General features: G+C 59.6%; 28 protein-coding genes. 15 read left to right on the top strand and 13 right to left on the bottom strand.

Features of this window, described 5'->3' with window-relative positions:
* The first annotated feature begins 148 nt into the window (after positions 1-148).
* The 3 genes from ACIQAL_RS14365 to ACIQAL_RS14355 all read left to right on the top strand — a co-directional run bounded on the left by ACIQAL_RS14365 (position 149) and on the right by ACIQAL_RS14355 (position 2,843).
* The gene (locus tag ACIQAL_RS14365; protein WP_401146392.1) at positions 149-1,201 is read left to right on the top strand and encodes an SDR family oxidoreductase; all 1,053 of its coding nucleotides are present in this window, start codon (positions 149-151) and stop codon (positions 1,199-1,201) included.
* Between the two features lie 11 nt (positions 1,202-1,212).
* On the top strand, positions 1,213-2,109 hold the full coding sequence (locus ACIQAL_RS14360) for an NAD-dependent epimerase/dehydratase family protein (RefSeq protein ID WP_401146389.1): 897 nt from the start codon (positions 1,213-1,215) through the stop codon (positions 2,107-2,109).
* A 104-nt stretch (positions 2,110-2,213) separates the two neighbouring features.
* On the top strand, positions 2,214-2,843 hold the full coding sequence (locus tag ACIQAL_RS14355; protein ID WP_166595370.1) for a glutathione S-transferase family protein: 630 nt from the start codon (positions 2,214-2,216) through the stop codon (positions 2,841-2,843).
* A 134-nt stretch (positions 2,844-2,977) separates the two neighbouring features.
* Here the strand turns inward: ACIQAL_RS14355 and ACIQAL_RS14350 are convergent, their stop codons facing one another.
* Entirely contained in the window at positions 2,978-3,721 is a 744-nt protein-coding gene (locus ACIQAL_RS14350; protein ID WP_401146386.1) for an SDR family oxidoreductase, read from the bottom strand.
* 98 nt (positions 3,722-3,819) lie between these two features.
* On the opposite strand from ACIQAL_RS14350, the gene ACIQAL_RS14345 reads away from it, so the two are divergent.
* The gene (locus ACIQAL_RS14345) at positions 3,820-4,713 is read left to right on the top strand and encodes a LysR substrate-binding domain-containing protein (RefSeq protein ID WP_401146383.1); all 894 of its coding nucleotides are present in this window, start codon (positions 3,820-3,822) and stop codon (positions 4,711-4,713) included.
* On the opposite strand, the gene ACIQAL_RS14340 is transcribed toward ACIQAL_RS14345, so the two are convergent.
* The 4 genes from ACIQAL_RS14340 to ACIQAL_RS14325 are packed head-to-tail and all read right to left on the bottom strand — an operon-like array spanning position 4,699 to position 8,278.
* A complete protein-coding gene (locus ACIQAL_RS14340; RefSeq protein ID WP_401146380.1) occupies positions 4,699-5,391 on the bottom strand; it encodes an HAD-IA family hydrolase in 693 nt (230 codons plus the stop codon). The two genes, ACIQAL_RS14345 and ACIQAL_RS14340, sit on opposite strands and share 15 nt — an antisense overlap.
* 5 nt (positions 5,392-5,396) lie before the next feature.
* A complete protein-coding gene (locus ACIQAL_RS14335) occupies positions 5,397-5,786 on the bottom strand; it encodes a RidA family protein (RefSeq protein WP_401146377.1) in 390 nt (129 codons plus the stop codon).
* A gap of 13 nt (positions 5,787-5,799) precedes the next feature.
* A complete protein-coding gene (locus ACIQAL_RS14330; protein ID WP_401146374.1) occupies positions 5,800-7,095 on the bottom strand; it encodes a dicarboxylate/amino acid:cation symporter in 1,296 nt (431 codons plus the stop codon).
* A 58-nt stretch (positions 7,096-7,153) separates the two neighbouring features.
* Positions 7,154-8,278 carry an alanine racemase gene (locus tag ACIQAL_RS14325; RefSeq protein ID WP_401146373.1) on the bottom strand — a complete coding sequence of 375 codons (1,125 nt, stop codon included), beginning with the start codon at positions 8,276-8,278 and terminating at the stop codon, positions 7,154-7,156.
* Between the two features lie 87 nt (positions 8,279-8,365).
* On the opposite strand from ACIQAL_RS14325, the gene ACIQAL_RS14320 reads away from it, so the two are divergent.
* Entirely contained in the window at positions 8,366-9,268 is a 903-nt protein-coding gene (locus ACIQAL_RS14320; RefSeq protein ID WP_401146370.1) for a LysR family transcriptional regulator, read from the top strand.
* A 9-nt stretch (positions 9,269-9,277) separates the two neighbouring features.
* Here the strand turns inward: ACIQAL_RS14320 and ACIQAL_RS14315 are convergent, their stop codons facing one another.
* The gene (locus ACIQAL_RS14315; RefSeq protein WP_401146367.1) at positions 9,278-11,854 is read right to left on the bottom strand and encodes an EAL domain-containing protein; all 2,577 of its coding nucleotides are present in this window, start codon (positions 11,852-11,854) and stop codon (positions 9,278-9,280) included.
* Between the two features lie 77 nt (positions 11,855-11,931).
* Here ACIQAL_RS14315 and ACIQAL_RS14310 point away from each other — a divergent pair, with 77 nt between their 5' ends.
* Positions 11,932-12,270, top strand: coding sequence for an isochorismatase family protein (locus ACIQAL_RS14310; RefSeq protein WP_401146365.1), 339 nt, complete (start codon positions 11,932-11,934; stop codon positions 12,268-12,270).
* On the opposite strand, the gene ACIQAL_RS14305 is transcribed toward ACIQAL_RS14310, so the two are convergent.
* The 3 genes from ACIQAL_RS14305 to ACIQAL_RS14295 all read right to left on the bottom strand — a co-directional run bounded on the left by ACIQAL_RS14305 (position 12,202) and on the right by ACIQAL_RS14295 (position 14,548).
* On the bottom strand, positions 12,202-13,113 hold the full coding sequence (locus ACIQAL_RS14305) for a crotonase/enoyl-CoA hydratase family protein (protein WP_401146363.1): 912 nt from the start codon (positions 13,111-13,113) through the stop codon (positions 12,202-12,204). The genes ACIQAL_RS14310 and ACIQAL_RS14305 overlap by 69 nt on opposite strands.
* Positions 13,114-13,222: 109 nt before the next feature.
* Positions 13,223-13,960 carry an SDR family oxidoreductase gene (locus ACIQAL_RS14300; protein WP_401146360.1) on the bottom strand — a complete coding sequence of 246 codons (738 nt, stop codon included), beginning with the start codon at positions 13,958-13,960 and terminating at the stop codon, positions 13,223-13,225.
* 183 nt (positions 13,961-14,143) lie between these two features.
* On the bottom strand, positions 14,144-14,548 hold the full coding sequence (locus tag ACIQAL_RS14295) for a hypothetical protein (RefSeq protein ID WP_401146357.1): 405 nt from the start codon (positions 14,546-14,548) through the stop codon (positions 14,144-14,146).
* 438 nt (positions 14,549-14,986) lie between these two features.
* On the opposite strand from ACIQAL_RS14295, the gene ACIQAL_RS14290 reads away from it, so the two are divergent.
* From ACIQAL_RS14290 to arsH, 4 genes are all read left to right on the top strand, one after another.
* Positions 14,987-15,748, top strand: a complete 762-nt coding sequence (locus ACIQAL_RS14290; protein WP_401146355.1) for an SDR family NAD(P)-dependent oxidoreductase — start codon at positions 14,987-14,989, stop codon at positions 15,746-15,748.
* A 256-nt stretch (positions 15,749-16,004) separates the two neighbouring features.
* Positions 16,005-16,352, top strand: coding sequence for a metalloregulator ArsR/SmtB family transcription factor (locus ACIQAL_RS14285; RefSeq protein ID WP_401146353.1), 348 nt, complete (start codon positions 16,005-16,007; stop codon positions 16,350-16,352).
* A 44-nt stretch (positions 16,353-16,396) separates the two neighbouring features.
* A complete protein-coding gene (locus ACIQAL_RS14280; RefSeq protein WP_401146351.1) occupies positions 16,397-16,867 on the top strand; it encodes an arsenate reductase ArsC in 471 nt (156 codons plus the stop codon).
* Positions 16,868-16,879: 12 nt separating this feature from the next.
* Complete coding sequence (gene arsH, locus ACIQAL_RS14275; protein ID WP_401146348.1) at positions 16,880-17,581, top strand: arsenical resistance protein ArsH; 702 nt, start codon at positions 16,880-16,882, stop codon at positions 17,579-17,581.
* Positions 17,582-17,621: 40 nt separating this feature from the next.
* On the opposite strand, the gene ACIQAL_RS14270 is transcribed toward arsH, so the two are convergent.
* Positions 17,622-18,218, bottom strand: coding sequence for a TetR/AcrR family transcriptional regulator (locus tag ACIQAL_RS14270; RefSeq protein ID WP_401146346.1), 597 nt, complete (start codon positions 18,216-18,218; stop codon positions 17,622-17,624).
* A gap of 158 nt (positions 18,219-18,376) precedes the next feature.
* Between ACIQAL_RS14270 and ACIQAL_RS14265 the strand changes: the two genes are divergently transcribed.
* A complete protein-coding gene (locus tag ACIQAL_RS14265; RefSeq protein ID WP_401146344.1) occupies positions 18,377-19,117 on the top strand; it encodes an SDR family NAD(P)-dependent oxidoreductase in 741 nt (246 codons plus the stop codon).
* A gap of 76 nt (positions 19,118-19,193) precedes the next feature.
* The gene (locus ACIQAL_RS14260) at positions 19,194-19,604 is read left to right on the top strand and encodes a VOC family protein (protein WP_401146341.1); all 411 of its coding nucleotides are present in this window, start codon (positions 19,194-19,196) and stop codon (positions 19,602-19,604) included.
* Between the two features lie 88 nt (positions 19,605-19,692).
* Here ACIQAL_RS14260 and ACIQAL_RS14255 read toward each other — a convergent pair whose 3' ends face one another.
* Positions 19,693-20,580 (bottom strand): LysR substrate-binding domain-containing protein, encoded by an 888-nt coding sequence (locus tag ACIQAL_RS14255; RefSeq protein WP_341964157.1) that lies wholly within the window; start codon positions 20,578-20,580, stop codon positions 19,693-19,695.
* Positions 20,581-20,735: 155 nt separating this feature from the next.
* On the opposite strand from ACIQAL_RS14255, the gene phnA reads away from it, so the two are divergent.
* Both phnA and ACIQAL_RS14245 read left to right on the top strand, forming a co-directional pair.
* Positions 20,736-21,959, top strand: coding sequence for a phosphonoacetate hydrolase (phnA, locus tag ACIQAL_RS14250; RefSeq protein ID WP_401146339.1), 1,224 nt, complete (start codon positions 20,736-20,738; stop codon positions 21,957-21,959).
* 97 nt (positions 21,960-22,056) lie between these two features.
* Positions 22,057-23,346 (top strand): MFS transporter, encoded by a 1,290-nt coding sequence (locus ACIQAL_RS14245; RefSeq protein ID WP_401146336.1) that lies wholly within the window; start codon positions 22,057-22,059, stop codon positions 23,344-23,346.
* A 105-nt stretch (positions 23,347-23,451) separates the two neighbouring features.
* Here the strand turns inward: ACIQAL_RS14245 and ACIQAL_RS14240 are convergent, their stop codons facing one another.
* Entirely contained in the window at positions 23,452-24,351 is a 900-nt protein-coding gene (locus ACIQAL_RS14240) for a LysR substrate-binding domain-containing protein (protein WP_401146334.1), read from the bottom strand.
* 125 nt (positions 24,352-24,476) lie between these two features.
* Here ACIQAL_RS14240 and ACIQAL_RS14235 point away from each other — a divergent pair, with 125 nt between their 5' ends.
* Positions 24,477-25,136 carry a glutathione S-transferase family protein gene (locus ACIQAL_RS14235; RefSeq protein WP_401146332.1) on the top strand — a complete coding sequence of 220 codons (660 nt, stop codon included), beginning with the start codon at positions 24,477-24,479 and terminating at the stop codon, positions 25,134-25,136.
* A 165-nt stretch (positions 25,137-25,301) separates the two neighbouring features.
* On the opposite strand, the gene ACIQAL_RS14230 is transcribed toward ACIQAL_RS14235, so the two are convergent.
* Entirely contained in the window at positions 25,302-26,084 is a 783-nt protein-coding gene (locus ACIQAL_RS14230) for an AraC family transcriptional regulator (protein WP_401146330.1), read from the bottom strand.
* Between the last annotated feature and the right edge of the window lie 38 nt (positions 26,085-26,122).

The raw sequence follows: 26,122 nt of genomic DNA, 5'->3' as shown, positions 1-26,122 counted from the left end.
CAAATGCTCATGTGGGTTGGCTGCGTCACGCACCCAGGCTGCGCCGCCACTTCCCCACCTCAAGCACCCGCGCGTCATTCCTTCTCCCTGCCGCGTCTGGCGGCAACACTCAATCGCGAGAGCGGGCTCTCGCAGGACAGGCAAACACATGACAGAGACAAAAACGGCGCTGGTCGTAGGCGCCAGCGGAATCATCGGCAATGCCGTGACCCGGGAGCTTTTGCGCAATCCCCGTTGGAACGTCCGCGCGACCCGTCGCGCCCTGGTAACTGACGTCGAGATTGTGCATTGCGACATCACGGACGCTGAAGCCACCGCAGAAGCGCTCAAGCAGGCTAAAGACACGACCCATGTGTTCTATGCCGCGCTGGTGCCCCACCAGAATGCCCAGGTCGAATCGACCGTCAACACCGCGATGCTGGCCAATGTGCTGGACGGGCTCAAACAGGCCGGGGCGAATCTGGAGCGCGTGGTTTTGTTCCAGGGCGCAAAAGTCTACGGCCCGCATTTGGGCGGCCCGATCTCCACGCCCTTTTATGAAGATGCTCCCCGCCACCTGGCCGCCAACTTTTATTTCGCGCAGGAAGACCTGCTGCGAGCACGGGCCAGGGCGGGCGAGCTTGAATGGTCGATCCTGCGGCCAGACCCGGTGATCGGAGACATCGCTGGCAACATCATGAACATCGCCATGGTCATCGCCGTTTACGCCGCACTGAGCAAACAGGCTGGGGTGCCATTGCGGTTCCCCGGCGCGCTGGAAACCTACAGCGGTGTATTGGCCCAGGTCACAGACGCCGACTGGCTGGCTCGCGCGAGCCTATGGGCAGCGGCGGATCGCAACGCGCGCAATGAGGCGTTCAATCTGGTGGGCGAACCTTTTCGCTGGAATCGCCTGTGGCAAAAAGTGGCCGACGCGTTTGAGCTTGAGCTGGCCGAGCCACAACCGGTTTCGCTGTCGCAACACATGCCTGACAAGGCCGAAGCGTGGCAGCGCCTGGTAGATCAGCACGATTTGAAACCCGTGCCGTATCAGCAACTGGTCAATTGGGGGTTCGGCGACTTCGTCTTCAGCATCAAACAGGACATGCTTTCAGACATGGGCAAGATACGCCGCGCCGGCTTCACGCTCCCGATGAAAAGCCCTGAAGCGTCTTTGATCGACACGATTTTTAGCCTGCGTCAGCAGAAATACATTCCCTGAGGAAGATCACCATGAAAGTTTTCGTCACTGGCGCTACCGGGTATCTGGGCGGTTCGATCAGCCATAAGCTCATCGAACAAGGCCATGAAGTGCTGGGGCTCGTGCGCACCGCTGAACAGGCCGCACAACTCGAACAACGGGGCATCTCGGCATTGCTCGGGACACTGGACGACGCCGGTGCCCTGCACAAAGGCGCCACCGAATCCGACGCCACCATCAACGCCGCCAACTCGGATCACTTCTTCTCCATCCAGACCCTCATCAGCTCGCTCAAGGGCAGTGGAAAAACGCTGATCCACACCAGCGGCACCAGCATCGTTTGCGATGACGCCAAGGGCGAATTTGCCAGCGAGGCCATCCTCCAGGACGACACGCCTTTCGAACCCCAACTGCACAGAGGCGGCAGGGTCCGGATCGATCAACTGGTGCGGTCGGCCGGCATTCACGACGGCATCCGGGCCTTCGTCATCTGCCCGTCCATGGTCTACGGCACAGGCTTGGGGCTGCGCAAGGACAGCGACCAATTGCCCAAGCTGGTCAAGCAGTCACAGGCCGTGGGTGCCGGGGTGTTCATCGGCAAAGGGGCGACTGTCTGGTCCAACGTCTACATCAGCGACCTGGCCGACCTGTATGTGCAGGCCCTCGACAACGCCCCGTCAGGCGCCTTCTTTTTCGCGGAAAACGGCGAAGCGACCTTTCAGCAGATCGCCGAAGCTGTCCACGCCGCTCTTGGGTTCAAAGGCGAAACACGCAGTTGGCCCTATGACGAAGCGGTCGAAGCGCTCGGCCCCTTCGCTCGCGTGGCCCTGGCGACCAACGCGCGTGTGCGCGCCACGAACGCCAGAAAACTGCTTGGCTGGGCACCCACCGGACCTGATTTGAGAGAGGCGTTGATTCGCGGCGTCTGAAGCAGGATATGCTCCCTGGAGACGACCGGTGCGCAACGGCCTGGCCTTGCTGATCGGTCGTTTCCTTTTCATAGACGGCTCACACACTTAGCGTTGAGGCACGTATGAATCAGACGCTGCACCTCCATGGCGCGTTGACCGGCAACTGCATCCGTGCAGCCATCGCCCTTGAAGAAGCCGGAATACCCTACAAGATTACTCACCTGGCGTTGTCGCAAGGGGAGCACCGGGAAGCCGCACACCTGGCGATCAATCCCCACGGCAAAGTGCCCACCCTGATCATTCCGGATAAGGGCAAGACGTTTGCGCTGTCGCAGTCGAATGCGATCGTTCTTTACGCGGCCGAAACGGGTCCTAACCGGCTCATCCCCCAGCAAGACCCACTTGCCCGAGCGTTGACGCTTGAACGGTTTTTCTTTTTCGTCACCGACGTGATTGCGCTGAGTCACGCGGCATGGGCGCTGCGTCCGCAGTCACCTTCCCCCGCCATACAGGCGCTGAACGAACGCGCAGTCACGGCACTGCTCTCGACGGAAAAGTACGTAGAAACGTCGCCCTTCATGGCAGGCGACGCGTTTTCTATTGCGGATATCGCAGCGTTTACCATCGCCGACTTCATGCGCGACACCCTCGATTGGGATGCGCACCCGCACTTTAGCCGCTGGTTCCAGGCGATTTCCATGCGACCGGCCGTGATGCGCGGCCAAGCTGCCTTTCTCGTCGCTGACGCATGACAGTGCAAGCCCTGCCTCACCCTGACAACGTCACGATGGCCTGGGCGCCGCAGAACGGGTGTATTCGTGTCACTGACGACGCCCTGCAATGGCACGAAAGCGCGCCGCGTTCAATGACACGAACAGCGCGCGCCTTACCAGGGCAAGGCATCATGCAGATGGAAAAACCCGCCGGTCGGACCGTCCGCTGGCAGGGTCGCCAGAATCACACTGGTCTGGGCGCCCTCCTTGATGCCCATCGGCGCTGCACGTCCGCCCATGTCCGTTTGCACCCAGCCAGGGTGGGCCGCGTTGACCTTGATGGCGCTGTCCCGAAGGTCGTAGGCCAACTGGATCGTGTAGGCGTTCACGGCGGTTTTCGAGCTGTCGTAGGCGGCGGATTTCATCGCATAAATGGGCGACGTGGGGTCGGCGTGCAAGGACAACGAACCGAGGATGCTGGACAGGTTGACGATACGACCCGCCGCCGATTGCCGAAGCAGAGGCAGCAGCGCGGTCGTGACACCGATCAACCCGAAGAAATTCGCTTCGAACGTGTCACGCAACACCTGCATGGGCAACGTCGAGGTCGAGTAGCGGTGTTCGACGCCCGGCTCACCTTCGAGATGACGACCTGCATTGTTCACCAGAATATCCAGCCGGCCATGGCGGCTGGAAAAGTAATCGAAGGCCGCTTTATGATCGGCTTCGGACGTGACATCGAAGGTGATCGCTTCGGACGCGATGTGTTCTTCGCGCAGGCGGTCGACTGCCGCCTGACCCGACGCTTTGTCGCGAGCGCCGATGACCACATGAATGCCCAATTGCCCCAATTGCCGCGCTGTTTCGAAGCCAATACCGCGGTTGCCGCCGGTGATAAACGCAATGTGCTTTTCCATCAAAGACTCCGTCGTGGGGTGTAAAAACGCCAAGGCTAGCCCTCACACCCCCCATGGGACTAGGTAACGAACGTGAATTTCAGAAATGCGTTTCCGTCATGAATGATCACTTGCTCGCGTTGAAACTTTTCGTCCGAGTGGCCCGCCAAGGCAACTTTTCCGCAGCCGGTCGAGACCTGAACCTGCCCCAGCCTAGGGTTTCGCGAACCATCTCCTCGCTGGAAAAAAACATGGGTGTCGCGCTCCTCACGCGCACTACCCGCGCGGTGAGTCTGACCGAGGCTGGCGCTGACTTCCTGGCGCGACTGGAACCCATCCTCGACGCGCTGGAAGACGCCGAGCAGGCCGCCCGAGGCTCGGATGATTACCGTGGGGTGTTACGCGTCGGCATCTCTTCAAGCTTTGCGATTCGAGGCGTGGTGCCACGACTGCAGCCGTTTCTGGACAGACACCCCGGGTTGAAAGTCGAGCTGATCCTTGACGACCAACGCCAGGACTTCGTAACGGACGGCGTCGATGTCGGGTTGCGCTTCGGCGCTTTGACCGACTCCACCGCCGTGGCAAAGCGGATCTGCTCGTCACCCCGCGTCCTGGCGGCGTCGCCGGAGTATCTGAAACGTGCGGGCGTGCCACTGATTCCGGCTGACCTGACGCACCACGCCGTGATCGCTGGCCCGTCACGCACCGGCCAGTCCTGGTCCTTTCAAAAGGCCGGAAAAACCACGTCGGTACGCGTCGGTGGCCAACTGTTGGTGACGGTCAACGAAGTGTCCATCGCGGCGGCCGTCGCGGGATTGGGTATCGTGTCGATGAGCCTCGGTGGCTGTCGCAAAGAGATTGAAACGGGCGAGCTGATCAGACTCCTTCCGGATTGGGACATGGGCCTGATCGATCTGCATGCCGTATTCGCCGCGGGCAGGGCCGCCAAGCCCTCCGCGCGGGCGTTTGCCGAGTTTTTGGCTGAAGCGTTTCGGGGGTCAGAGGACGACTGAGGGTGTGCCATCCAACCCCGCGATATCTGACGCCAGCGTCTCCAGCGTCGGTCTCATGATCAAAGGCGCGGGCGCCCCGTCGGGAGCCGTCAAACCGATCCGGTTGTGCCAGATGGTCGGCAGGCCGACCTTTTCCGTGCCAAACAGATCATAGGCAGAACCCGCCACGAACACCGCGTTGGCGGGGGCGACGCCTGCCACTTCCAGCGCAAGCCGATACGGCGCCGGGTCGGGTTTATAGAAGCCGGCCTGTTCCGACGTGATGATCACGTCAAACGGCACGCCCAGCAGGTCCGCTGCCATCCGCCCCAGCCTCTCCGAACAGTTCGTCACGATCCCCAGCTTGTAACGCGTCTGGAGCTCAGCCAACACCGCCTTGGCTTCTGGCCACGGCTGCAACTCACCCCAACGCGCCTCCAGACTCGACGCGGCCTGCGGCCCCAAACCGACCTCTATGGCAGCCTCTTCAACCAGCGTTTCATAAGGCCTGTAGCTGCCACAGCCGTAGGTCGCTTTCAAATAGGCCATACGCCACGTCCGCCCCCTTTCCGCAGAACCGGCCACGGTATTCCACAGGGTCCAGGAATCCAGCAAGGCGGTCAGCAAATCAAACAACACCAGTTCAACCGGCGCTGAGGGCTGGACAGGTTGTGGGCGTGGATCAAGGATCGTATTCATGGCAGCTATTCCTGTGCAGGGTTGATGAGTTCGGCGATGGCGGTGATTTCCACCAAGGCACCGTAGTGAAGTTCACCGCACGGAATGATCGCCCGTGCGGGTTTGTGGTCGCCCAGCAACCGTGCGTAGTGCTGGTTTACGGTGGTCCAGTGCGCGACATCCGAGAGGAAGATGTGCACGTTTACCAGACTCGCCAAGGTGGCATTCGCCGCAACCAATACCGCCTCCACGTTTGCCATGGCTTGAAGGAATTGAGCGTCGATGCCTTCCGCAAACGTGCCCGACGCAGGGTCGAAAGGCAGTTGCCCGGAAACGAATAACAGGTTTCCCGCAACGACCCCTTGCGAGTAATGCCCGCCCGGTAAAGGCAGTTGCGATGACGTGACCGTTTTCATTGATGTTCTCCCTTCATGCATTGGAAAGAGGTTCGATGTGCGCACCCGCTGGCCGCCCGACAGGCGACGGTGCTGGCTCGGTTTCAGCGCCACGGTCACCCTCCCATTTCGCCACTGACGCCGTGGCGATGCTGTTGCCTAGCACATTGATTGCGGTACGACCCATGTCGAAGAACGGATCGATGCCCAAGAGCAGCAACAAACCGGAGGCTGGCAAGCCCAACGAAGGCAACGAGGCTGCGACCACCACCAGAGAAGCGCGGGGAACGCCAGCCATGCCTTTGCTGGTCAACAGCATTACCAGCAGCACTCCGACCTGCTGGGTGAACGTCATGTCGATATGAAACGCCTGGGCAATGAAAATGACGGCAAAGGCTTGATAAAGCATCGCGCCGTCCAGATTGAACGAATACCCCAGCGGCAGCACGAACCCGGACACCCGACGCGACACCCCGAAACGCTGCAATTGCTCGATGGTCTTGGGGAATGTCGCCTCGCTGCTCGACGTCGAAAAGCCGATCAGCAGCGGATCACGAATCAGCCTCAAGAGGCGAAAAACCCGAGGTCCCAGAATCACCCGCCCTGCCCCGATCAACAGCAATGCCAGCAGAAACAGCGCGAAGTAATAGCCGCCCAACAGTTTTCCGTAGGTCGCCAACACGCCGAGCCCACGGGTCGTGACGATGGAACACAGCGCGGCCCCGACGCCCAGGGGTGCCAACCACATGATGTAACCCGTGAGCTTCAACATGATGTCGAAGACCGCATCCGTCAGTTCCAGGACCCTGACTTTCAACGGCCCGCCAACCGCCGCCGTGGCAATACCGAACAGCAATGCAAAGAGCACGATCTGCAAAATATCGTTGCTGGCCATCGCACTGATCACGCTCTGCGGAATGATGTTTGTGATGAAGGACTTGAGGTTGAAAGGCGCAACGTTGATGCCTGAACTCTCCGCAGCTACGGGCAGGTGACTCGCCATCTCGCCGCCCAGATCAAGCAGATTGCACGCCAGGATGCCGATCAGCAGGGAGATGAACGACGCGCACAGAAACCAGGCCAGCGCACGCAGCCCCATGCGGCCAATGGCGTGTGTGTCCTGCAAGTTGGCCACCCCCGACACCAGACCACAAAAGACCAACGGCGCGATGATCATTTTGATCGCTCGCAAGAACAGGTCCGTCAATATCGACAAGTACTGGGACACCACGATTTGTGCGGTGGACTCACTCAAAACGGGGTGCAGAAAACCGCCAATGGTGGCGCCCAGCAGCATCCCGATCACGATCCAGACTGAAAGGTTTTTCATAGGTTTAACGCCCTTACTGTTATGAGATTAATAGGCGGCAGTGAGAAGAAGGAGCTGTTCACCAACCCGCGATGCGGGGCCAGTAACCGAGGCAGCGTCCCTCGGTCAGGACGTGATAACCCGCGTGCTGCGCGGCGGTGGCACACGCATGATTGGGCAGGATGCGCAGCTGTGTGCCCACCGGCAGAGCGGTGAAGTTGTCGAGATGCCCCGAGCGGGACGAAATGATGCCGTGCTCCTGATTCGCGGCCGTCACGATCAGGTCGCCCAACGGCTGGCCTGACACATCGCAGACGACGCCATAACCTTGATCCACAGGCTGTTTGGCCGTGCCACGGTCGCGAGACAGCGCCATCCAGCCTGCATCGATCAGGACCCAGCCTTTTTCCGGCTGATGACCGATGACAGTGGCGAGCACCGAGACTGCAATGTCTTGCACCCTGCAAACCCCCAACCCGGCCATCACCAGATCGAAGAACGCAAACACCCCTGCGCGCACTTCGGTGACCCCGCTCAGACCCTGAGTGAACAGTGCCGTGGGCGTCGAGCCCACACTGACCACGGAAAGCTCGAATCCGGCGTCGCGCAACCGCTGGGCCGCTTCAACCACCGCGTCGCGCTCTTGTCGGGCGAAGGCTTCGATCTCGGCAATTGATCGGCTGTCGTAGGAGTTACCCGCGTGGGTCATCACGCCGCCCACCGTCACGCCGCTGCCTTCGAGCACGCGTGCAATCTCGACCAGCACAGGGGAGTCCGGCGGGATGCCTGAACGGTGCCCGTCGCAATCGATCTCCAACAGCACATTGAACCGCTGCACGCTGGAGCGGGCGTAATCCGCCAACAGCCGCGCGGTTTCCAGATTGTCCAGCACCAGCTTCAGGTCTGCCCCTTGCGCCAGCAACCGTGCCGCGTGCTCAAACTTGTTGGGCGCAATACTGACGCCATACAAGATGTCGGTGAAGCCTGCGGCGAAGAACACATCCGCCTCACGCAACGTAGAGACGGTGATGGGCCCTTTGCCGTCAGCGAAGAAACGCTGGGTGACTTCAAGGCACTTATTGGTTTTGACGTGCGGTCGCAGGGTGACGTTGTGGGGCGCCAATGCGCTGCGCATGCGCAAGATGTTGGCGTCGAGTCGTTCACGGTCCAGTAACAGCAAGGGCGTTTCAGGTAGTTCAGCCATAGGTTCTCTCCGGTAATGGCGCTATTCTAAGCCGTCAAAACCGTCGTGAACGTTAATCTCATTAACTCTATGATTCAGTAATTCTTAATGACAGACGCCCTTGAAATTCGCTTTTTGTTGGTGATTCGTGAAAGCAAAAGCCTATTGGAGGCCTCCCGAAAACTGGGCCTGACGCCTTCTGCCGTCAGTCAGCGCCTTCAGCAAATGGAGAAGAAACTCGACGTACGATTGGTGGACCGTTCCGCCCGTCAACTGCGCTTCACCGACGAAGGTGAACTCTTGTGCGTGCGGGGCGCCGAGCTGCTTGAGCAGTTCGATACTCTGTTGGAAGACTTGCACGAACGACGCCGGGGATTTGTCGGAAAACTGAAAATCAACGCCCCTTTCGGCTTTGGCAGAGCGTACGTGGCACCGTCGGTGGCCGCGTTCAAACAGTTGCACCCGGAAGTCGAGATCGCCTTGACCCTGTCGGATCAGCCCATGCTGGAAGCGGCCGATCGCTTCGACGTGGTCATCCATATCGGCCAGCTTGGCGTGTCTAATCTGGTCTGTCGTACGCTGGCCCCGAACCGCCGCTTCGTCTGCGCCTCCCCCGCTTTCCTCGCCAGTCACGACCCTGTCGAAAGCCCCGAACACCTGACTCAACTGCCCTGCATCGCCCTGCGGGAAAACAACGAAGACGTCACGCTCTGGCACTTCACCCGAGGGCGAAACACCCAGAGCGTGCGCATCCAGCCGTCCCTGAGCAGCAACGACGGCCATGTGATCCGGCAATGGGGGTGTGAGGGGCTCGGTGTCATCCTCCGCTCAGAATGGGATGTGGCCGATGCCTTGAAAGACGGTTCGCTCGTGCGCTTGCTGCCGGGATGGAAACTGCCCGATGCCGACGTCGTCGCGCTGACCCATCAGCGAGAGGGACTGCCGGAGCGGACGCGCAACTTCATGCGTTTCCTTCAAGAATCGTTTCGGCCCAGTCCGCCTTGGCGGTGAGGGTGCCCTTCAGGTTTCGCCGGTGGTCTCGGTGACCCGGATCAGAGCGCTGAAACCCTCCATATCCAAGGGGCGACTAAGGAAGTAGCCTTGGCCCTCATCGCAGAGTACGGACCGCAACAATTCGAGATGCTCTGGCGTTTCTATCCCCTCGGCTGTCACGGTCAGTGAAAGCGCGTGACCCAGCCCGACGATCGCTTCGATCACCGGCCGGTCGTCCTCGGTAGCGGTCAACCGAGACAGAAAACTGCGGTCGATCTTCAGCCCGTCGAAGGGGAAAGTGCGCAGGTAGCTCAGTGATGAATACCCGGTGCCGAAGTCATCCATGGCGATACGAATGCCCAGGCGTTTCAGCGTTCGCATGATCTCCAGCGCACCGGGTGCATCGTCCAACATGACGTTTTCGGTGATTTCAAGTTCTACCCGCCCCGGCTCGATTCGCGACTGCTGCACGGCCCGTTGCACACGCTCAACCAGACTGCCGCGCTTGAACTCGGAGGGAGACAGATTGACCGACACGAACAGTTGATCAGGCCAGCTTGAGGCGTACTGAAAAGCGGTCTCCATGACCCAGTTGCTCAATGCCAGGATCAAGCCGGTTTCTTCAGCGATCGGAATGAACGTGTCAGGGGGGATCAAGCCACGCTCCGGGTGCTGCCAACGAACCAACGCCTCAGCGCCCACCATTTTTCCATCGGCAATGCGAAAGCGCGGCTGAAAATGCAAGCGCAGCTCGCCATGCTTGATCGCGAACCGCAGGTCACTCTCCAGGCGACGACGCTCGACAATCTTCGAGTTCATGTCGCCGGCATAAAATCGCCATGTGTTCCGCCCCCCAGACTTGGCCTCGTACAGCGCAATATCGGCGTAGCGAAGCAACTCGGTGGCTTCGGTGGCGTCCGTGGGCGCCATCGCGATACCGATACTCGCACCGACGAACACCTCCTGCTCGCCGATCCGAATCGGACTTTCGATCGATTCAATCAGGCGCTGACAGAGCATTTCTACTTCGTCTTGGCCCTTGAGGTCCGTCAATATCAGTACGAATTCGTCGCCGCCGATACGCGCGACCAGATCCCCATGGCGAACACGGTTGGCCAGCCGACCGGAGATTTCGTTCAATACCGCATCCCCCGCAGCGTGGCCCAGCAGATCATTCACCGATTTGAATCGATCGAGGTCCAGACTGAGCATGACCAGCGGCCGCTCGGCTGTGGGTTGCGTCTTGAGCTTGCCATCGAGGAACTCTCTGAGCCGGGTTCTGTTCGGCAGTCCCGTGAGTGAGTCGTGTTGAGACAGAAATTCGATGCGCCGACGGGACTCGACTTCTTCCGTAACATCTGTCGCAGTGCCGCGAAATCCCTGGTCGGCCATCGCCCGGGCAGACAAGCGGGTAATGCGTTCCTGACCTTGGGTGTCCACGTATCGGCACTGAACGCTGATGTCCGGCCGTCGATTGGGGATGCTCAGCCATTGGGTCACCGTGCCCAGTTCCGTGCACAGCAGCTGATCCATGGGTGCGCCGAGCCACTCGGGCCGGGTCAGACCGGTCACACTTTCGAATCGCTCAGACAAGTACGTAAAGCGGCCCGCATGGTCGATCTCCCAGATCCAGTCGGAACTGGCTTCGACGACGTCCCGAAAGCGTGCCTCGCTGATCGCCAGCGCCGACTGGCTGGTTTGCAAGGACTGGTAACTGGCATCCAGCGCTCGGGCGCTCGCCGTTGTGCGACGCAATATCGCCCATGCCATCAGGCACACCAGCAACGCGGCAATACCGATCAAGGGCAAGCCGAGGCCAAGCAGGCGTTCGCCCGGTTTCGGCGGATTCCAGTGCAAGCTCCCCGCCACCCCGTTTTCACCCAACACGAAGACCGACGGCCCGTTGAGTTCGGCGGCCGTGGCGATGCGCAACTCATCCACGCCGTAATCCTTGCCCAGTGTGCCCAGCCTGTCGTCTCCGAGGATGTCGACGAAGATCAATACCGAAGGCGGCCCGTCATCCGGTGTCACGGTCGGGTCTGTGCCGGGGGTGATCGCTGCAGCCCCCACCAGTGCGGGTCGACCGCCGATGTTGGCGAACAGGGTCGTAGGGGTTTCGGCTTCAGCGCCCGCCCGCGCTTGAGTCAAGAGGTCGGGAAGCCCGTGCTTCAGCCAAGTGGAAGCGTCGACCGACGACAGCTGCCCATCGACGACGGAATACGCGGTGTGGTCAGCGGCGTCGACGACGAATATGCCCCGGAATCCAAAGTCGGCATAAAGCGTGGGCCCGACGTTTTGCCGCACGTAGGCCCAATCGGTATCGATCCTCGTGTGCAGGTGCTTATAGGCATCGCCCCAAAACGCATAATCCTTGACCGTGGCGGCTATGGATTTTTCGAGGGCTCGCACGGCTTTCTGGGTATAAAACGCGCTTTCGGTTTCCTCGTTGCGATCCAGGTCATGGGCCAGATAAAGCACCAGATAACCGGCAAGGAGAAACACCCCCGTCAGCAGGCCGACGAATTTGAGCACAGAGGCCCGAATGATGCTCACACTCGAGCGGCGCGGCACTGGACTGGCGATGGCGGTGGAAGGTTCAGGCATAAAGGATCATCGCTAGGCACTGACGTAAGGTTGTCATCAGGCTATCGGCCGCGTCATGGCGATTATTAGGGGCCAGGATGGACAGCCGCAAAATGTACCCGTGCAATGCACCCGGCTGGTTTCGTGCGCGGGAGCGCGGCGGCCCCATCTTTCTGGCACGCCACGTGGGCCCGGCCGGGTGGCCTATCGAGCCAGGAAGTCCGCTCACCGACCTTATTCCGGCGTTGGCGCTGACAGGTGAGGAGTTCATTTTCGGGAAAAGGCGCCCCAGCGCCTTCGTCCAGACTCATCTGGCTGACCCGCTACGCGAGATTGGCTTCACCTTACCGATCTCTTCGGCGATCGATCTAATGACCGTGATAGACAGGTGCTCTTCCCTCCGCTTCCGCTTTGCGCCCTTCCTGAAAATCATTTGACTTGTACAGCGCGGCGCGTTGCGTATCCAGCGACGAGAGCGCGTCGGCTTGCACCGGGTCGATGACCCGATGCGCAGAGGCCAGCGAGGCCTTGATTCCCAACGGTCCGTTGGCGGCGATTCTGTTGGCCATCCCGATCGCCTTGTCGAGTGCCGATTGCGGAGCGGCAATTTCCTGAACCGTTCCCATGCGATACGCCTCTTGGGCGGTCCAGTGATCGCCCGTCAGCAGGTAGCGCATGGCATTGCCCCAGCCGGCTTCATGCACGAACCGAACGGTCGATCCACCGCCCGGAAAACGACCGTGGGTGTTTTCATCCTGTCCGAAGTCGGTGTTGCTTGCCGCGACCCGGATGTCAGCGACCAGAAACAGCTCGTGCGCCATGTTCCACGTGTCGCCCTGAACCGCGACGATCAGCGGTTTGGTGAGGCCGGGCATTTTCTTGCCGAGGGGGTCGATCAGTCCATCGCCGAGCGTTACGCCACCCGAACTGGCAACCGCCTTGAAGCCCTCGACATCAAGGCCCTGCGAGAAGTTGTCCCCGTGTCCGAACAACACGGCGGCGCGAAGCGAGGGATCGTGGTCGTAGTCGTAATAGGCCTTGGCGAGGGTAAGGTAGGCTTCGGGATCGAGCCTATTTTGAATGTCGGGGCGGTTGATACCGATCAATACGATCGGGCCGCGACGCTCGACTGTGATTTTGTGGGATGCACTGACCGGCATGTCGATCATTGCGACGTCGGCTGCGTGAGGCTTGGTGTCGTCGAGAGACTGCGCAACGACAACCCCCGTGACCAGGGACAGGGCTGAAAACAGAGTGATCGTCGGGAACATGCGTAGCATCGAAACGTCCTTCAGTGAAGTGTGCGGTGCGAAGGGAGTCATCCGGAGGTTCGGCCGCCTCATTGCAAAGCGGCCGACGCTGACACCCAACGCCGTTCAGGGTGTCAGCTCAATACTGGGAGACGCCCCCGTCCACATCCAGTTCGATGCCGGTGATGTAGGCACTGTCATCGGACGCGAGGAAGACGGCGGCCTTGCCCAAGTCTTCCGGGCTGCCCAGGCGGGACAGCGGAATGGTGTCAACGATGCCGGCATGCGCGGCTTCGGGAATCAACAACTGCAAACCCGGCGTCAGCGTATGGCCAGGGCTCAGGACATTGATGCGGATGCCCAGTTCTTTGGTGTCGAGCATGAAGCCGCGGGCCAGGTTGCGAATGGCTGCCTTGGTCGATGAGTAGACGGACATGTTGGGGATGCCGATGGACGCGGCGATCGAGCCGGTGAAAATCACCGAGGAGCCCTTGCGCAGCAGAGGCAGGGCTTTCTGCAGGCCGAACAGCAGGCCTTTGACGTTCGCGTTGTAGGTCTTGTCGAAATGCTCCTCAGTGATCTCGCCGAGCTTCATGAACTCGTAGAACCCGGCGTTCAAAGCCAATACATCGATGTGGCCGGCCTTCTCTTTGACGGTCGCGTACAGCACGTCCAGATCCGCCAGTTGACCCGCATCACCTTGAACGCCAATCGCACCATGACCAATGTCCGCGACCGCGCGATCCAGTTCGGACTGACGGCGGCCCGTGATGAACACGCGAGCACCTTCACTGGCGAACGCCTTGGCAATACCCAACCCGATTCCGGCGCTGGCACCCGTGATGACGGCGACCTTACCTTCAAGTTTCCTGCTCATGTCGCGTACCTTCCATCTACCTGACATTGCGCCCGCCGCCCCCTCTCGGAGCGGCTCGACGAGGCGCCAGTCTGGCGCCGAAGCAGGAAGATAAAGGGCGGGCGAAGTCCCCTGTAGACCGGCGCCGGGACTAACACTTATTCGGCAGGGGAATACGGACAGCGAGTGATGAATCGCTTCTCCCTACGGCGCCGCAAACTGCTCGTAGTCCAGCGAAATCCCGTCACTGGCCGGGTAGCTGACGTACACCACGATATCGTCACTGGTGGCCACGATTGCGTACGGCCATTTTCCGTTGGCCTTCCTCATTTCCTGATACAGCGGAAGGAAATAGTCTTTGGTCTGCCCCGTCGGATCGTACGGCACCTCCCCGGTGAACACCGGGTAGTGACCGCCGTTGCACAGCTGAATCCGTTCCAGCTTGATGTCATGTTTCTCCAAGACAGCGCGGGCCGGGTGCTGCCAGGTCCCGAGGTCCACATCGTGACAGTCCGTCGCCTTGCTGCTGAACAGTTCGGTGTCTTTCAGGGCCGGGAGCGCAACAGCGAGAGAAGGGAGGATCAATAAAAAGAGGGGAAAAAAACGCATCGCGGGGGACGCTCTTGATCGATGGGATGAGCAGTGTAGAGGTTTCCGTGCGCAGGCGACTATTGAAGACGCGTGGATGAGGTATGGTGCGGATTGCCGAACCGCTCAACCTGCCCGGGAGCCAACGCCCTCTGCGGCCACACGGGTTGTGGGCCCGGTAACGCCATTGCCGTTTACCGAATGAGCGAAGGCGCTGAATCCGCCTCTTGCGCTGCATCCGAGCTGGACGCGAGTGGGGAGGCCGTTGAACGCCTTGTGGTTGGGGCGTTGAGACCTCCAGCTGCTGTACGCAATCAAATATCAAGTCCGCGACCTGAAACCCGAATGACACGAAGAAATACGGGTCGGGAACGACCAACCAACAGGAAGGCATTTCCACCTCCGGCAGCGCAGGGTGCTGCGGTGGAAACTCTCTAGCCACCCATTCGAGATCTCACTATGAAATCCAGTCCGCCACTCGATAACACACTGCGCGTCGCCTTGGTCACAGGCTCTACCTCCGGTATCGGCGCAGCCATCGCACGTGCGCTGAGTCGGGCAGGCTATGCAGTGATCCTCCATTCGCGAAACTCTGCGGACACGGGGCGCGCGATGGCTGCCGACATGAAACAGGCTATCTACATACAAGCTGATCTTGCTATCGAAGCGGACAGGGTCAGGCTTGTCAGCGACGCGATCGCCGCGTGGGGTCAGCTCGACGTATTGGTCAATAACGCCGGCATCAGCAGGGTTATTCCGCACACCGACCTTTCCGCGGCTACCTCAGCGGTGTGGCACGAACTCAACGAAATCAATGTGGTAGCGCCGTTCCATCTGGTCACATTGGCCGAATCGGCACTGCGTGATGCTGCCCGTGACCGCCGAGCAGGTTGCGTCGTAAACATCAGTTCCCATGCGGGTGTCCGTCCCAAGGGCGCATCCATTCCCTACGCGGTGAGCAAAGCGGCGCTCAATCACATGACCCGCCTGCTCGCGGTGTCACTCGGGCCGGACATTCGCGTCAATGCTGTGGCGCCCGGCCTGGTAGACACGCCCCTGACCGCAGAGTGGACAGATGCCCAGGCATTGTGGCGAGATCGCGCCCCAATGCGCAGGGCAGCGAGCCCGGATGACATTGCAAACGCGGTTTTAATGTTGATGGATTCGGACTATTTGACCGGTGAGGTGCTGCTGTCAGACGGCGGATTGAATCTGACCTAGGTTGAGCGCTTTTTACAGGGGCAGCATGAGAAAACAACGGTTAAAACGCCGGACGGATATTCTTCGTTTCAACGCTGCCTGTTGTGGTGCTCGCTTCGGTGAGTAGGCATGGGCAGGTTACGCGGGCGTGGTCACAATCGAGAATCGCCTCGGCGTTTCAGCAGTTAACGCCAGCTGCCGTGCCCGCGCATTCAGCGCTTGCCGAACATATATGAATATCCGTATATTCGCGCATCCATATATGTAAGGCACAGCCATGCTCTCCCCTCCCGAAGTCTTCAAGAGCCTCGCGGACGAAACGCGCGCTCGCGCCACGTTGCTGATCGCCAGCCAAGGCGAGTTGTGTGTGTGCGAGCTGATGTGTGCACTGGACGACAGCCAACCGAAGATCAGTCGCCACCTCGCACAGCTGCGCACCAGCGGTCTGTTGCTGGATCGTCGCCAAGGCCAGTGGGTTTACTACCGCCTGAATCCTGACCTGCCAACGTGGGTGAACGAGATTCTGGACGTGACATCGCTGGCCAACGCCCAGTGGCTCCAGATCAATTCAGAACGCTTGCAGCAGATGGATGGGCGCCCGGTTCGCGCGTCCGCCTGCTGCTGACACGCCGACCATCGACGTCCGCCTCAGTGCGGCAGGAGCTTTTCATGCGAGTGTTGTTCATGTGCACGGCCAACAGCTGCCGCAGCATCTTGTCCGAGGCGATGTTCAACCACCTGGCTCCCGCTGGTTTTGAAGCCGTGAGTTCCGGAAGCTTTCCCAAGGGACAGGTGTTGCCTCGCAGCCTGAGCACCCTGCAGCAGTCTGGCATTTCTACTGACGGGCTGAGCAGCAAGGGCAATGATGCGTTCGAGCATTGTCCCCCGGACATCGTCATTACGGTCTGCGACAAAGCCGCTGGCGAATCCTGCCCGGTGTATTTCGGCCCCGCACTGAAGGCGCATTGGGGGTTGGAGGATCCCTCGGATGCCATCGGTGACGAGGAAACAGTGAATGCGGCCTTTCTCGCCACCCTCGGACGTATCGAACGACGCTGCCGAGCCTTCTTCGAGCTTCCATTCAGCTCCCTTGATTCGGAAGCCCTCAAGCGCGAGCTGAATCGCATCGCCACCCTGTAAGCAGGAGGACACATGTCCGAAGAACTTCACAACCTCGATCTCAGTCTGTTTGACATCGAGGCTCCCGCAACACCTTCGAGCACTCACAAGCCACGCATCCTCCTGCTCTATGGATCGACGCGGGAGCGCTCATTCAGCCGCTTGCTGGTCGAGGAAGCCGCGCGCCTGCTGGAGCACTTCGGGGCCGAGACGCGCATCTTCGATCCGTCTGGCCTGCCACTGCCGGACGACGCGCCGGTTGAACACCCCAAGGTGCAAACGTTGCGCGACCTTGTGCAGTGGTCGGAAGGCCAGGTGTGGTGTTCACCCGAGCGTCATGGCGCCATGTCGGCCGTGTTCAAGGCGCAGATCGACTGGATTCCTCTGGCACTCGGCGCCGTTCGCCCGACGCAGGGCAAGACCCTCGCGGTCATGCAGGTTTGCGGTGGCTCACAGTCGTTCAACGTGGTGAATCAACTGCGCGTGCTTGGCCGGTGGATGCGGATGTTTACCATCCCCAACCAGTCTTCGGTGCCCAAGGCCTATCTGGAATTTGACGAGGCCAACCGAATGAAAGCGTCTGCGTACTACGACCGGATCGTGGATGTGATGGAGGAACTGGTGAAATTCACCGTGTTGCTTCGCGACCGCAAAGACTTCCTGGTGGACCGATACTCAGAGCGTAAAGAGTCAGCCGAACAGCTCTCTTCACGCGTCAACCAGCGGGCGATTTGAAAGGGTCTTGAGAGTGTCCGCCTTGATCAAACGCGGACACTCAGATCTCGACGTTTGGTCGTTCCAACGTCGCGCAAATGGCGTTGCTGGCAATTTGCGCAGCGTCCCGTATCCGCTTTCGGGACAGGCCGCTGCATGCCGCGGATGACAGCCCACGGAGCGTGATCAACACGTAGTCGGCCAGCGCCTGCGCGTCTTGCGGGCACACGTGATCGAGGTAACGGCGGATCCTGAGGATTCCGGCAGCAGCCAGTTTCTCGGCCATGCCGCGGGCGACAGGATCATCGGCGCGCATGCCTTCGGTGATCAGGCAACCCCGCAACGTGCTATCGCTTGCGTACTGTTTCGCAGCCGCCAATAGCAGCGACGTCAGCGCGTGTGCGGGGGGGAGATCCGCAGCCAACAGCGTGTCCAGAGGGAGCGAGTTTTCCTCGGCGTAGCGATGCAATGCCCGCTCGAACAGCTCGGCCTTACTGCCATAGGCGGCGTAGAAGCTGGGAGGTTTGATGTCCATGGCCGCTGTCAGGTCGGACAGACTGACCGCGTCGAAGCCATGTTGATGAAACAGCGCCTGAGCGACGGCGATCCCTTGCTCGCGGTCGAAGGCGGCGCGGCGCTGTCGGTGTTTTTCGTTCATGGCCATCTCTCTGAATCGATACGCAGACTGTAGCGATCGCTACACGCTATATCAACCCCTATACATGCGGCCGATTCATTTAGCGATCGCTAAAAAGATTGTGGCCGAATCGGAATTTATGTAGTGTCCGCTACAAGACCATGACCGAGACACTCCCTATGCCATTCAAGAACAAAGTTGTCCTGATCACCGGAGGATCTTCGGGTCTGGGTTTCGCGATTGCGCAAGCGTTCGCCGGGCAAGGCGCCACGCTGATCATTACCGGACGCCGCAAGCCTGAACTCGACGATGCCGTGAATCGCCTCGGCAAGAATGCCTCATCCGTGCGCGCGGACATTTCTGACCCCGCCGATCTCGCCGGGTTGTTCGACCATATCCGCGCGGCTCATGGCCGTATCGATGTACTGATCGCCAATGCCGGGATAGGCGTGATGGAGCCTCTGGGCGCCATCACCGAATCAGGCTTCGACAGGGTTTTCTCAACCAACGTCAAAGGCACGACCTTCACTGTGCAGGGCGCGCTGCCCTTGATGGGCAAGCGAAGCAGTGTCGTCATTCTCGGATCGACCGCGTCGATCAATCCAGGCCCCGGTCTAGGTGCCTACGGAGCGACAAAGGCCGCGTTGCGGGCGCTGGTGCGCAGCTGGATTCTGGATATCAAAGGTTCAGGGGTACGCATCAATCTGCTCAGTCCTGGCCCGGTGAACACCCAGTCCCTGCGCGATGTGCTTGGCGAAAACGCACAGCAGGTCATCGACGACCTGAGCGAAAAAAGCACGCTCGGTCGGATCGGTGAGGCCCACGAGATAGGTCAGGCAGCACTGTTCCTGGCCAGCGATGCCTCAAGCTACATCAACGGCACCGAGTTATTCGCCGACGGTGGTGCCTCCCAGGTGTGAACGGGCAACGTGTGACTGCGTTGTGTAAATGACAGCGGGTATCCCCCCGCCCCATCGGCATCCATGGAGTGACGGGATGAGCGTTTTTGCAGGTTCAGAAATAGATCATGTGGGCATTGGCGTGTCCGATATCCTGCGCGCCAAAGCTTTCTACGAAACAGTGCTCAGGCCACTCGGGATTACCTTGATGAGGAGCATCGAGGCTGATCCTCCCTGTCCTGCGCCTCGGCGATTGGGCTTCGGCTCAAACGGTAAACCCTTTCTCTGGTTGCATGCTGCGACAGTTCCCAGTCAGGAGACGCACATAGCGCTCATCGCCTACAGCCGCGAGGCGGTCGATGCGTTTCACGCAGCAGGCATGGCCGCTGGCGGACGGGATAACGGGGCGCCGGGCATCAGGGCCCGTTACCACCCCAGTTATTACGCCGCTTATCTGCTGACACCTGACGGCGTGAATCTGGAAGCGGTCTGTCAGATACCCTCTTGATCTCGGCGCTGCATCCAGGCAGCGCTCGCCACCCCCTGACGGGCTGATCGCCTGCCCGGTGGCGTTTGCGTAATCGGTATCAGCCGCATCAGGGCTCAGGGCAAACTGACTGCAACCATTCCAGAAACGCCCGCAGATGCGCAGGTTTATCGGCATCGAGCGGCACCATCGCATGGTATTTCGAGCCCGGGACGCAGAGGGAAGGAAATGGCTGCGCGAGGCGACCGTTCGCGCACTCGATGGCCAATGTCGGAAAGGGCCCGATACCAAATCCCAAGCCGTCCATCACCGCTTGTAACGTGACGAAATAGTGATCGAAGCGAAGCATCCTGTTGGCCCTGAGCGCTGAATGATGGGTCGCGCGCGTCCACGCTTCCCAGTCGCCAGGCCGAGTCTCGGTGGTCAGCCACGTCTCTTCGGCCAATTGCTCGACGTCGATGATCCCTCGGCGTGCGAGGAGTGACGGGCTGGCAATGATCGTGTTGGTTTCGCTGAACAACGGGAGCACCTGGTACTGCCCCGCGTTCAAGGGTTCCCTCCGTATGGCGACGTCGAAACTTCCGCTCAGCATCGGCTGCGTGGACAGCACGGTCGAAACCCTCACGTCTATGCCAGGGCATCGCTCGGCGAACGCGTTTAAGTGCGGGATGAGCCAGCGCATTGCGAATGTCGCGGGCGCACTGACGCGGATAACCTTCAACTGTTGGCTCTTGCCGTAGCGTTCGGCCGCATCCGAGATGTGATCGAACGCAGCGCTGATCTCTCTCGCAAGCGCACGTGCGTGGGAAGACGCGACCATGCTCTGCCCCTCCCGCACAAAAAGTGGCTGGCCAAGCCAATCCTCAAGGACAGCGATCTGTCGGCTGACCGCCCCGTGGGTCAAATTGAGTTCTTTGGAAGCCGCGGTGTAGCTGCCCGCTCGAGCGGCGACCTCAAAGATTTTAAGCGCATGCAGAGGCGGCAGTTTCTGTCTCATGTGTGAGTCTCGCGCACAGGGCTCGATACTTTAATTCGATTGTGTGAGGAGGGCACGCATTTTACGGTGACTTCACGCATCTCTGAAACCTGAAGTGCGTTAAGGCGCAACGGTTATCCAGGCGCCCATTTAAAAAACCCACTATAGGCCTGACCATGACACAGACCATCACTGTCAATTCGCGAGATTATCGTCTGCCCACGACCCCAACTATCGTCATTTGCGTTGACGGGTGCGAGCAGGAATACATCAACCAGGCCATACAGTCCGGCCATGCTCCCTTTCTTGCCGAGCTGGTGAATTTCGGAACCGTATTGACGGGCGACTGCGTGATTCCGTCTTTCACGAATCCCAATAACTTGTCCATCGTGACGGGGGCACCGCCTTCGGTTCACGGGATCTGCGGCAATTTCTTCTTTGATCTGGACACACAAGAAGAAGTGCTCATGAACGATGCCAAATACTTGCGTGCACCGACTGTACTGGCCGAGATGGCGAAGGCCGGTCAGCGAGTGGCCGTCGTGACGGCAAAAGACAAGTTACGCAGTCTTCTCGGACACCGCTTGGAAGGCATTTGTTTTTCGGCTGAAAAAGCCGACCAGGTCAACCTTGAGGAGCACGGCATCGAAGGCATTGTGGGGCGGGTTGGCATGCCGGTGCCTTCGGTGTATAGCGCACAACTTTCAGAGTTCGTATTTGCGGCAGGGCTCGCCCTCTTGACCAAAGAACGGCCGGACTTCATGTACCTTTCCACCACTGACTACGTGCAGCATAAGCACGCACCTGGAACACCCGAAGCGAATCAGTTTTACGCAATGATGGACAGTTATTTCAAACGCTATCACGACGAAGGTGCGGTCGTTGCCATCACTGCCGATCATGGGATGAATGCAAAGACCGACGCCATTGGGCGACCCAATATTTTGTATTTGCAAGACCTGCTCGATGCACATTTCGGACCTGAAGAAGCGCGAGTACTCCTGCCCATCACTGACCCTTACGTCGTCCACCACGGCGCGCTGGGATCGTTCGCCACCGTGTATGTCAGAAATGACGACCGCCATGAAGCGATGGCAGCGTTTCTGTCTTCCATCGCCGGGGTTGAGCAAGTGCTGACACGTGCCCAAGCCTGCGAACGATTCGAACTGCCAGGGGACCGGATTGGCGATCTGGTGGTCGTGGGAGAGCGCCTGACCGTGCTGGGGACCGCTGCCGACAAACACGATTTGACAGGACTGACTGTACCGCTTCGTTCCCACGGCGGCGTATCCGAGCAGAAAGTACCGTTGATCTTCAATCGCCGCCTGACGGGACTCGTCAAAAAGGGACGTCTGCGCAACTTCGACATCATCGACCTCGCTTTGAACCACCTTGCGTAACAACACAAAAATGAGGGGCGCCGTCCGGATTGCAGGCCGCCCCTTCGCCTAAAAAAAGGTTAGCGCCGCGAATACGGCGCGCCGCCCGGAGACAGGCATGACAATAAAAACCGTTGATACCCTGGACTATTCCTCTTCAAGCCGCCGCGCAACTTACGACCGCTATAAATGGCGCGCCTTGATCGGCGTGACGTTCTGTTATTTGTTTTATTACACCGGGCGCCAGACATTGGGCTTCGCCGTGCCTGGCTTGCAGCATGATTATGGGTTGTCGAAGTACGAGATTGGCTGGATCAGCGCAACGATGTTGTGGTGCTACGCCAGCGGGCAGTTTATCAACGGTAATCTGGGGGACAAACTGGGCGGCAAACGCATGATGATCGCCGGCGTTATCTTGTCGCTTGCGGCGAACTGGTTATTCAGTTTTGGTCACTCTTTCTGGTTTTTCATGCTGGCCTGGGGCGCCAATGGTTACTTTCAATCCATGGGCTTTGCGCCAGGCAGTCGATTGTTGTCCAACTGGTGGGGACATCAGCATCGCGGTTTTGTATATGGCATCTATGTCGGCTTCTCAGGCTTCTCCTCTGTCCTCGCTTTTATATTGCCCATCATTATTTTGGGTGCGATGAATCTGGATTGGATCTGGATATTCAGACTGGCGCCGCTCACTATGTTAGTGGGCGCGCTGGTGCTGTGGCTATTCGTTTCCGAACGTCCCGAAGATACGGTGTCAGAACAGGCCGACGGCAGTCCTTCGAGCAACTTGTCCGTGGCACCGGAGGAAGCATTAAGCAGCGCCGACCGCTACGTCATGGTGTTGCGAAACTGGAAGCTCTACATCACGGGGTTGGCAATCGGCTTTCAGAATGCGGCGCGCTATGCATTGGTGGTCTGGGTGCCTGTCCACTTTCTGGGGCTTGACTGGAAAACGTCTTCAGCCGTCATCGACCCCAAATGGATAACGGTGGCGTTACCCGTCGGCATGGCCCTGGGCGCGCTGTCCAATAGCTGGATTTCCGATACCGTGTTCAATGGGCGCCGCTATCTGGCAATCGTCTCCTACATGGTGCTCGCGTCAATAACCGCCATCGTCATGATGTTCATCCCTCATGGCAGCGTGTTGGCCATTGCGTTGTTGTTCGCCTGCGGTTTCTTCGTCTTTGGCCCTGCCTCTTCGTTCTGGGCGCTTTGTCCTGATATTTTCGGCCGAAGCGCCGCTGGAACGGCTACCGGGGTACTCAACACCGCGTCCTATGTATTCGCTGGCATTGGTGAGCCGATCATCGGGCATCTGATCGATGCCAGTGGCGACACATCGATCATCTTTCCCATCGTGGCCGGGTTGTGCTCTGCGAGTGCGGTGTTGTCGCTCTTGATCAAACGCTAAATAACCACCGTGTCATCGAAAACATCGACCTTTTCCGGTGATATCCAGCGCCCTGGCGGCCACTTCGCACCCCGCAGGGCATAGGCCCTGCGGGGGGTCAGCGGATCACCCCGGTTCGCCCTCCGCCAAGGCCGCGATGAGGTGGGTGACCAGGGCGCGCACCTTGGCAGAGGGTTTCGGGCCGGAAGGAAAGACGGCAAACGCCTTCAATGGCTCGATGTCATAGTCCGGCAACAACTGCACGAGACGGCCTTCGCGCAGTGCTTTTTCGGCCATGATCGTGGTGACATTGGCGATGCCAAGGCCCGCCAGTGCAGCCGCCAGAATACCGGGCGCCGCATCGACCTTGAGTCTCCCGCGCAACATCACCACCTGCTCGACGCCCGCTTTGCACACCTTCAATGTGCTCTTCTCTGGAAAGCTTTGTTCGTGGAGAAGTGCGTCATGAAACGGCAGATCTTCAGGCGTCTGGGGCACCCCTCTGCTGGCCAGGTAGGAAGGCGACGCCACCAAAACCCGCGCCACGGAAGCCAGTTGGCGGGCGCCAAACGTGGAATCCTCAAGCGTGCCCATGCGGATTGCCACGTCGACTCCAGCGGCCACCAGATTCTGTCGCTCGTCCCGCATCGTGATTTCGACACGCAGATCGGGGTAGCGCGCCAGGAACGCTGGCAACGCGGGGATGATCGCACGGCTGCCATACACAATAGGCACTGCGACTCGGAGGGTGCCTCGGAGGGAGTCGATTCCACGCGCTGCATCTTCGGCGTCTTCCAGGTCGGCCGCCGCCTGACGCGCCCTCTCCAGAAACGCTACGCCCGCGTCAGTGAGTGCGACGTTACGGGTCGTGCGCAACAGCAATTTCACACCCAGCCGAGTCTCCAGGCCCGTGACGATACGAGAAGTGGACGGCTGCGACAGGCCAAGCTCCTGAGCGGCGCGGGAGAAACTTCCGGACTCGGCTATCCGCGTAAACACTTTGATCTCCAGCCAACGGTCAGTCATTCGTATTCCAAATAAGTGTTCTGCGAAACGACAGTATAATTTTGCCGGAAGAAAAAGTTTACCGTGGTCTCGTCAAGCCCTAGCGAGCTTTTGAACATTCCCCTTCCAACAGGCGAGAAGAAACCATGTCCATCAAAATCTACGGCGATCCTGGCTCCGGTAGCCTTCGCCGCGTGACCACCGCAGCCGCGATCATGAACCTCGACATCGAGCGTATTAATATCGACTTGTTCAAGGGGGAAAGTCATACCCCGGAATTTCTGAAGCTCAATCCGCACGGGCTCACGCCCGTCCTCCAGGACGGGGATACCGTTATCTGGGAAGCGTCGGCCATCAATCTCTACCTGGCCGAGAAAACAAACGCCAAGCTGCTGGGAGAAACGCAGGCGGACAGGCTCCAGGTGCTGCAATGGATGTTCTGGGCAGGAGAACAGTGGCGGGTATTCTCCACGCTTCTGTTCAACGAGTGGGCAGGTGCGACGTTCATGGGCAAACCAAAAACCGACGCCATCGTCGAATTGGCGATGACGAATATCCGTAATGCCGCACGCGTCCTGGACGCTCACCTCGCGACCCGGAATTTCATCGTCGGCGACGCCCTGACCCTGGCGGACATCGACATCGCAGCGCCCTTCTCGCAGTACACACGTACCGGCGCACCGTTTGAAACATTTCCAAATCTGCTGCGCTGGCAACAACGTCTGCTCGAAACCGTACCGGCCTGGGCTGCAACCCGTGACGAGGTAGAAGCCAGAATGGCGGGTGTGCTCAGCCCCGATACCTGAGTGTCGCACGGGTAAGTCGTAGCAAACCGCGACATCCCGGCCCGCCCACTCGGCTGTGACGCGCCGCTGGCCGTTTGATGAAGATTCTGGCCAGCGGCGATCTGCAGGTTATTACATCCTCGGTTGCCATCACGCAGACCTCGCCCGGCAAGTCAGCGATCGTACTCAATTCGCGCCGCGCGCTTGAAATTCAGACGGTGTCATTCCCATCACTTTGATGAACGCCGCACTGAACGCCGCGACGCTGGCATAACCGGTCCGGTGAGCGACCTGCTTGATCATCGTCCTGTCTGCATTGAGCATTTCCAGTGCCGCCAGTATGCGCGCACGCTGCCGCCATTTCTTGAAGGTGATGTCGGTCTCTGCCACGAACAACCTGGCAATCGTTCGAGCCGAGGAGCCTGCCGCAACCGCCAGTTCGTCGATATCTCTGATGCCTTGGATGTCCTCAAGCGCGAGCTCAGCCACACGGCGTGCCCGCGGGTCGATCGGCATCGGGATGAAGGTCGTTGCATCGCCCGCTTCCGGCAATTCCAATAAGGCGATATGGGATAGCAAGTCGAGTCGCTGAGCCGTGAGATTGGGCTGGAACATCGCCAGGATGGCTTCACGCAAAAGCGCATTGACCTCGATCACGAATTCTTTCTGCAAAGCTGCCTCACCGCACTGTCTGACGATCCTGGAGGGCTCAACGAAGAAGGTCCTCATCTCGATGTCAGCCAAGACATCGATCGCGTGTTCGCGAAAAGCCGGCAGCCATACCGCTCGCTGCGGTGGAACAAGCCAGCGTCTGGTACGCGTCGTGACCTGCATCAGGCCTTGGTAAGCGTAAAGCAGCTGCCCTTGCCGATGGACGTGATCACCCAGCCGGGTTCCCCGTCGATAACTGCGAGACAGCAGCGACACCTCAGCCGTAACCGTTGAACAGGGGTCGAAGTCATTTGGCATTTCCGCGATATTCCTTGGCCGCACATCGATAACCAGTC

This window comes from Pseudomonas sp. NPDC088368 (genome assembly GCF_044753445.1).
GTDB lineage: Bacteria > Pseudomonadota > Gammaproteobacteria > Pseudomonadales > Pseudomonadaceae > Aquipseudomonas > Aquipseudomonas bambusae.
Note: the sequence above shows the minus strand (reverse complement) of the source record. Positions and strands in the feature narration are given on the sequence as shown.

Excerpts from the sequence above, each read along its gene's own strand:
- ACIQAL_RS14365 (WP_401146392.1), top strand. The coding sequence starts at position 149 with ATGACAGAGACAAAAACGGCGCTGGTCGTAGGCGCCAGCGGAATCATC.
- ACIQAL_RS14360 (WP_401146389.1), top strand. The coding sequence starts at position 1,213 with ATGAAAGTTTTCGTCACTGGCGCTACCGGGTATCTGGGCGGTTCGATC.
- ACIQAL_RS14355 (WP_166595370.1), top strand. The coding sequence starts at position 2,214 with ATGAATCAGACGCTGCACCTCCATGGCGCGTTGACCGGCAACTGCATC.
- ACIQAL_RS14350 (WP_401146386.1), bottom strand. The coding sequence starts at position 3,721 with ATGGAAAAGCACATTGCGTTTATCACCGGCGGCAACCGCGGTATTGGC.
- ACIQAL_RS14345 (WP_401146383.1), top strand. The coding sequence starts at position 3,820 with ATGAATGATCACTTGCTCGCGTTGAAACTTTTCGTCCGAGTGGCCCGC.
- ACIQAL_RS14340 (WP_401146380.1), bottom strand. The coding sequence starts at position 5,391 with ATGAATACGATCCTTGATCCACGCCCACAACCTGTCCAGCCCTCAGCG.
- ACIQAL_RS14335 (WP_401146377.1), bottom strand. The coding sequence starts at position 5,786 with ATGAAAACGGTCACGTCATCGCAACTGCCTTTACCGGGCGGGCATTAC.
- ACIQAL_RS14330 (WP_401146374.1), bottom strand. The coding sequence starts at position 7,095 with ATGAAAAACCTTTCAGTCTGGATCGTGATCGGGATGCTGCTGGGCGCC.
- ACIQAL_RS14325 (WP_401146373.1), bottom strand. The coding sequence starts at position 8,278 with ATGGCTGAACTACCTGAAACGCCCTTGCTGTTACTGGACCGTGAACGA.
- ACIQAL_RS14320 (WP_401146370.1), top strand. The coding sequence starts at position 8,366 with ATGACAGACGCCCTTGAAATTCGCTTTTTGTTGGTGATTCGTGAAAGC.
- ACIQAL_RS14315 (WP_401146367.1), bottom strand. The coding sequence starts at position 11,854 with ATGCCTGAACCTTCCACCGCCATCGCCAGTCCAGTGCCGCGCCGCTCG.
- ACIQAL_RS14310 (WP_401146365.1), top strand. The coding sequence starts at position 11,932 with ATGGACAGCCGCAAAATGTACCCGTGCAATGCACCCGGCTGGTTTCGT.
- ACIQAL_RS14305 (WP_401146363.1), bottom strand. The coding sequence starts at position 13,113 with ATGCTACGCATGTTCCCGACGATCACTCTGTTTTCAGCCCTGTCCCTG.
- ACIQAL_RS14300 (WP_401146360.1), bottom strand. The coding sequence starts at position 13,960 with ATGAGCAGGAAACTTGAAGGTAAGGTCGCCGTCATCACGGGTGCCAGC.
- ACIQAL_RS14295 (WP_401146357.1), bottom strand. The coding sequence starts at position 14,548 with ATGCGTTTTTTTCCCCTCTTTTTATTGATCCTCCCTTCTCTCGCTGTT.
- ACIQAL_RS14290 (WP_401146355.1), top strand. The coding sequence starts at position 14,987 with ATGAAATCCAGTCCGCCACTCGATAACACACTGCGCGTCGCCTTGGTC.
- ACIQAL_RS14285 (WP_401146353.1), top strand. The coding sequence starts at position 16,005 with ATGCTCTCCCCTCCCGAAGTCTTCAAGAGCCTCGCGGACGAAACGCGC.
- ACIQAL_RS14280 (WP_401146351.1), top strand. The coding sequence starts at position 16,397 with ATGCGAGTGTTGTTCATGTGCACGGCCAACAGCTGCCGCAGCATCTTG.
- arsH (WP_401146348.1), top strand. The coding sequence starts at position 16,880 with ATGTCCGAAGAACTTCACAACCTCGATCTCAGTCTGTTTGACATCGAG.
- ACIQAL_RS14270 (WP_401146346.1), bottom strand. The coding sequence starts at position 18,218 with ATGAACGAAAAACACCGACAGCGCCGCGCCGCCTTCGACCGCGAGCAA.
- ACIQAL_RS14265 (WP_401146344.1), top strand. The coding sequence starts at position 18,377 with ATGCCATTCAAGAACAAAGTTGTCCTGATCACCGGAGGATCTTCGGGT.
- ACIQAL_RS14260 (WP_401146341.1), top strand. The coding sequence starts at position 19,194 with ATGAGCGTTTTTGCAGGTTCAGAAATAGATCATGTGGGCATTGGCGTG.
- ACIQAL_RS14255 (WP_341964157.1), bottom strand. The coding sequence starts at position 20,580 with ATGAGACAGAAACTGCCGCCTCTGCATGCGCTTAAAATCTTTGAGGTC.
- phnA (WP_401146339.1), top strand. The coding sequence starts at position 20,736 with ATGACACAGACCATCACTGTCAATTCGCGAGATTATCGTCTGCCCACG.
- ACIQAL_RS14245 (WP_401146336.1), top strand. The coding sequence starts at position 22,057 with ATGACAATAAAAACCGTTGATACCCTGGACTATTCCTCTTCAAGCCGC.
- ACIQAL_RS14240 (WP_401146334.1), bottom strand. The coding sequence starts at position 24,351 with ATGACTGACCGTTGGCTGGAGATCAAAGTGTTTACGCGGATAGCCGAG.
- ACIQAL_RS14235 (WP_401146332.1), top strand. The coding sequence starts at position 24,477 with ATGTCCATCAAAATCTACGGCGATCCTGGCTCCGGTAGCCTTCGCCGC.
- ACIQAL_RS14230 (WP_401146330.1), bottom strand. The coding sequence starts at position 26,084 with ATGCCAAATGACTTCGACCCCTGTTCAACGGTTACGGCTGAGGTGTCG.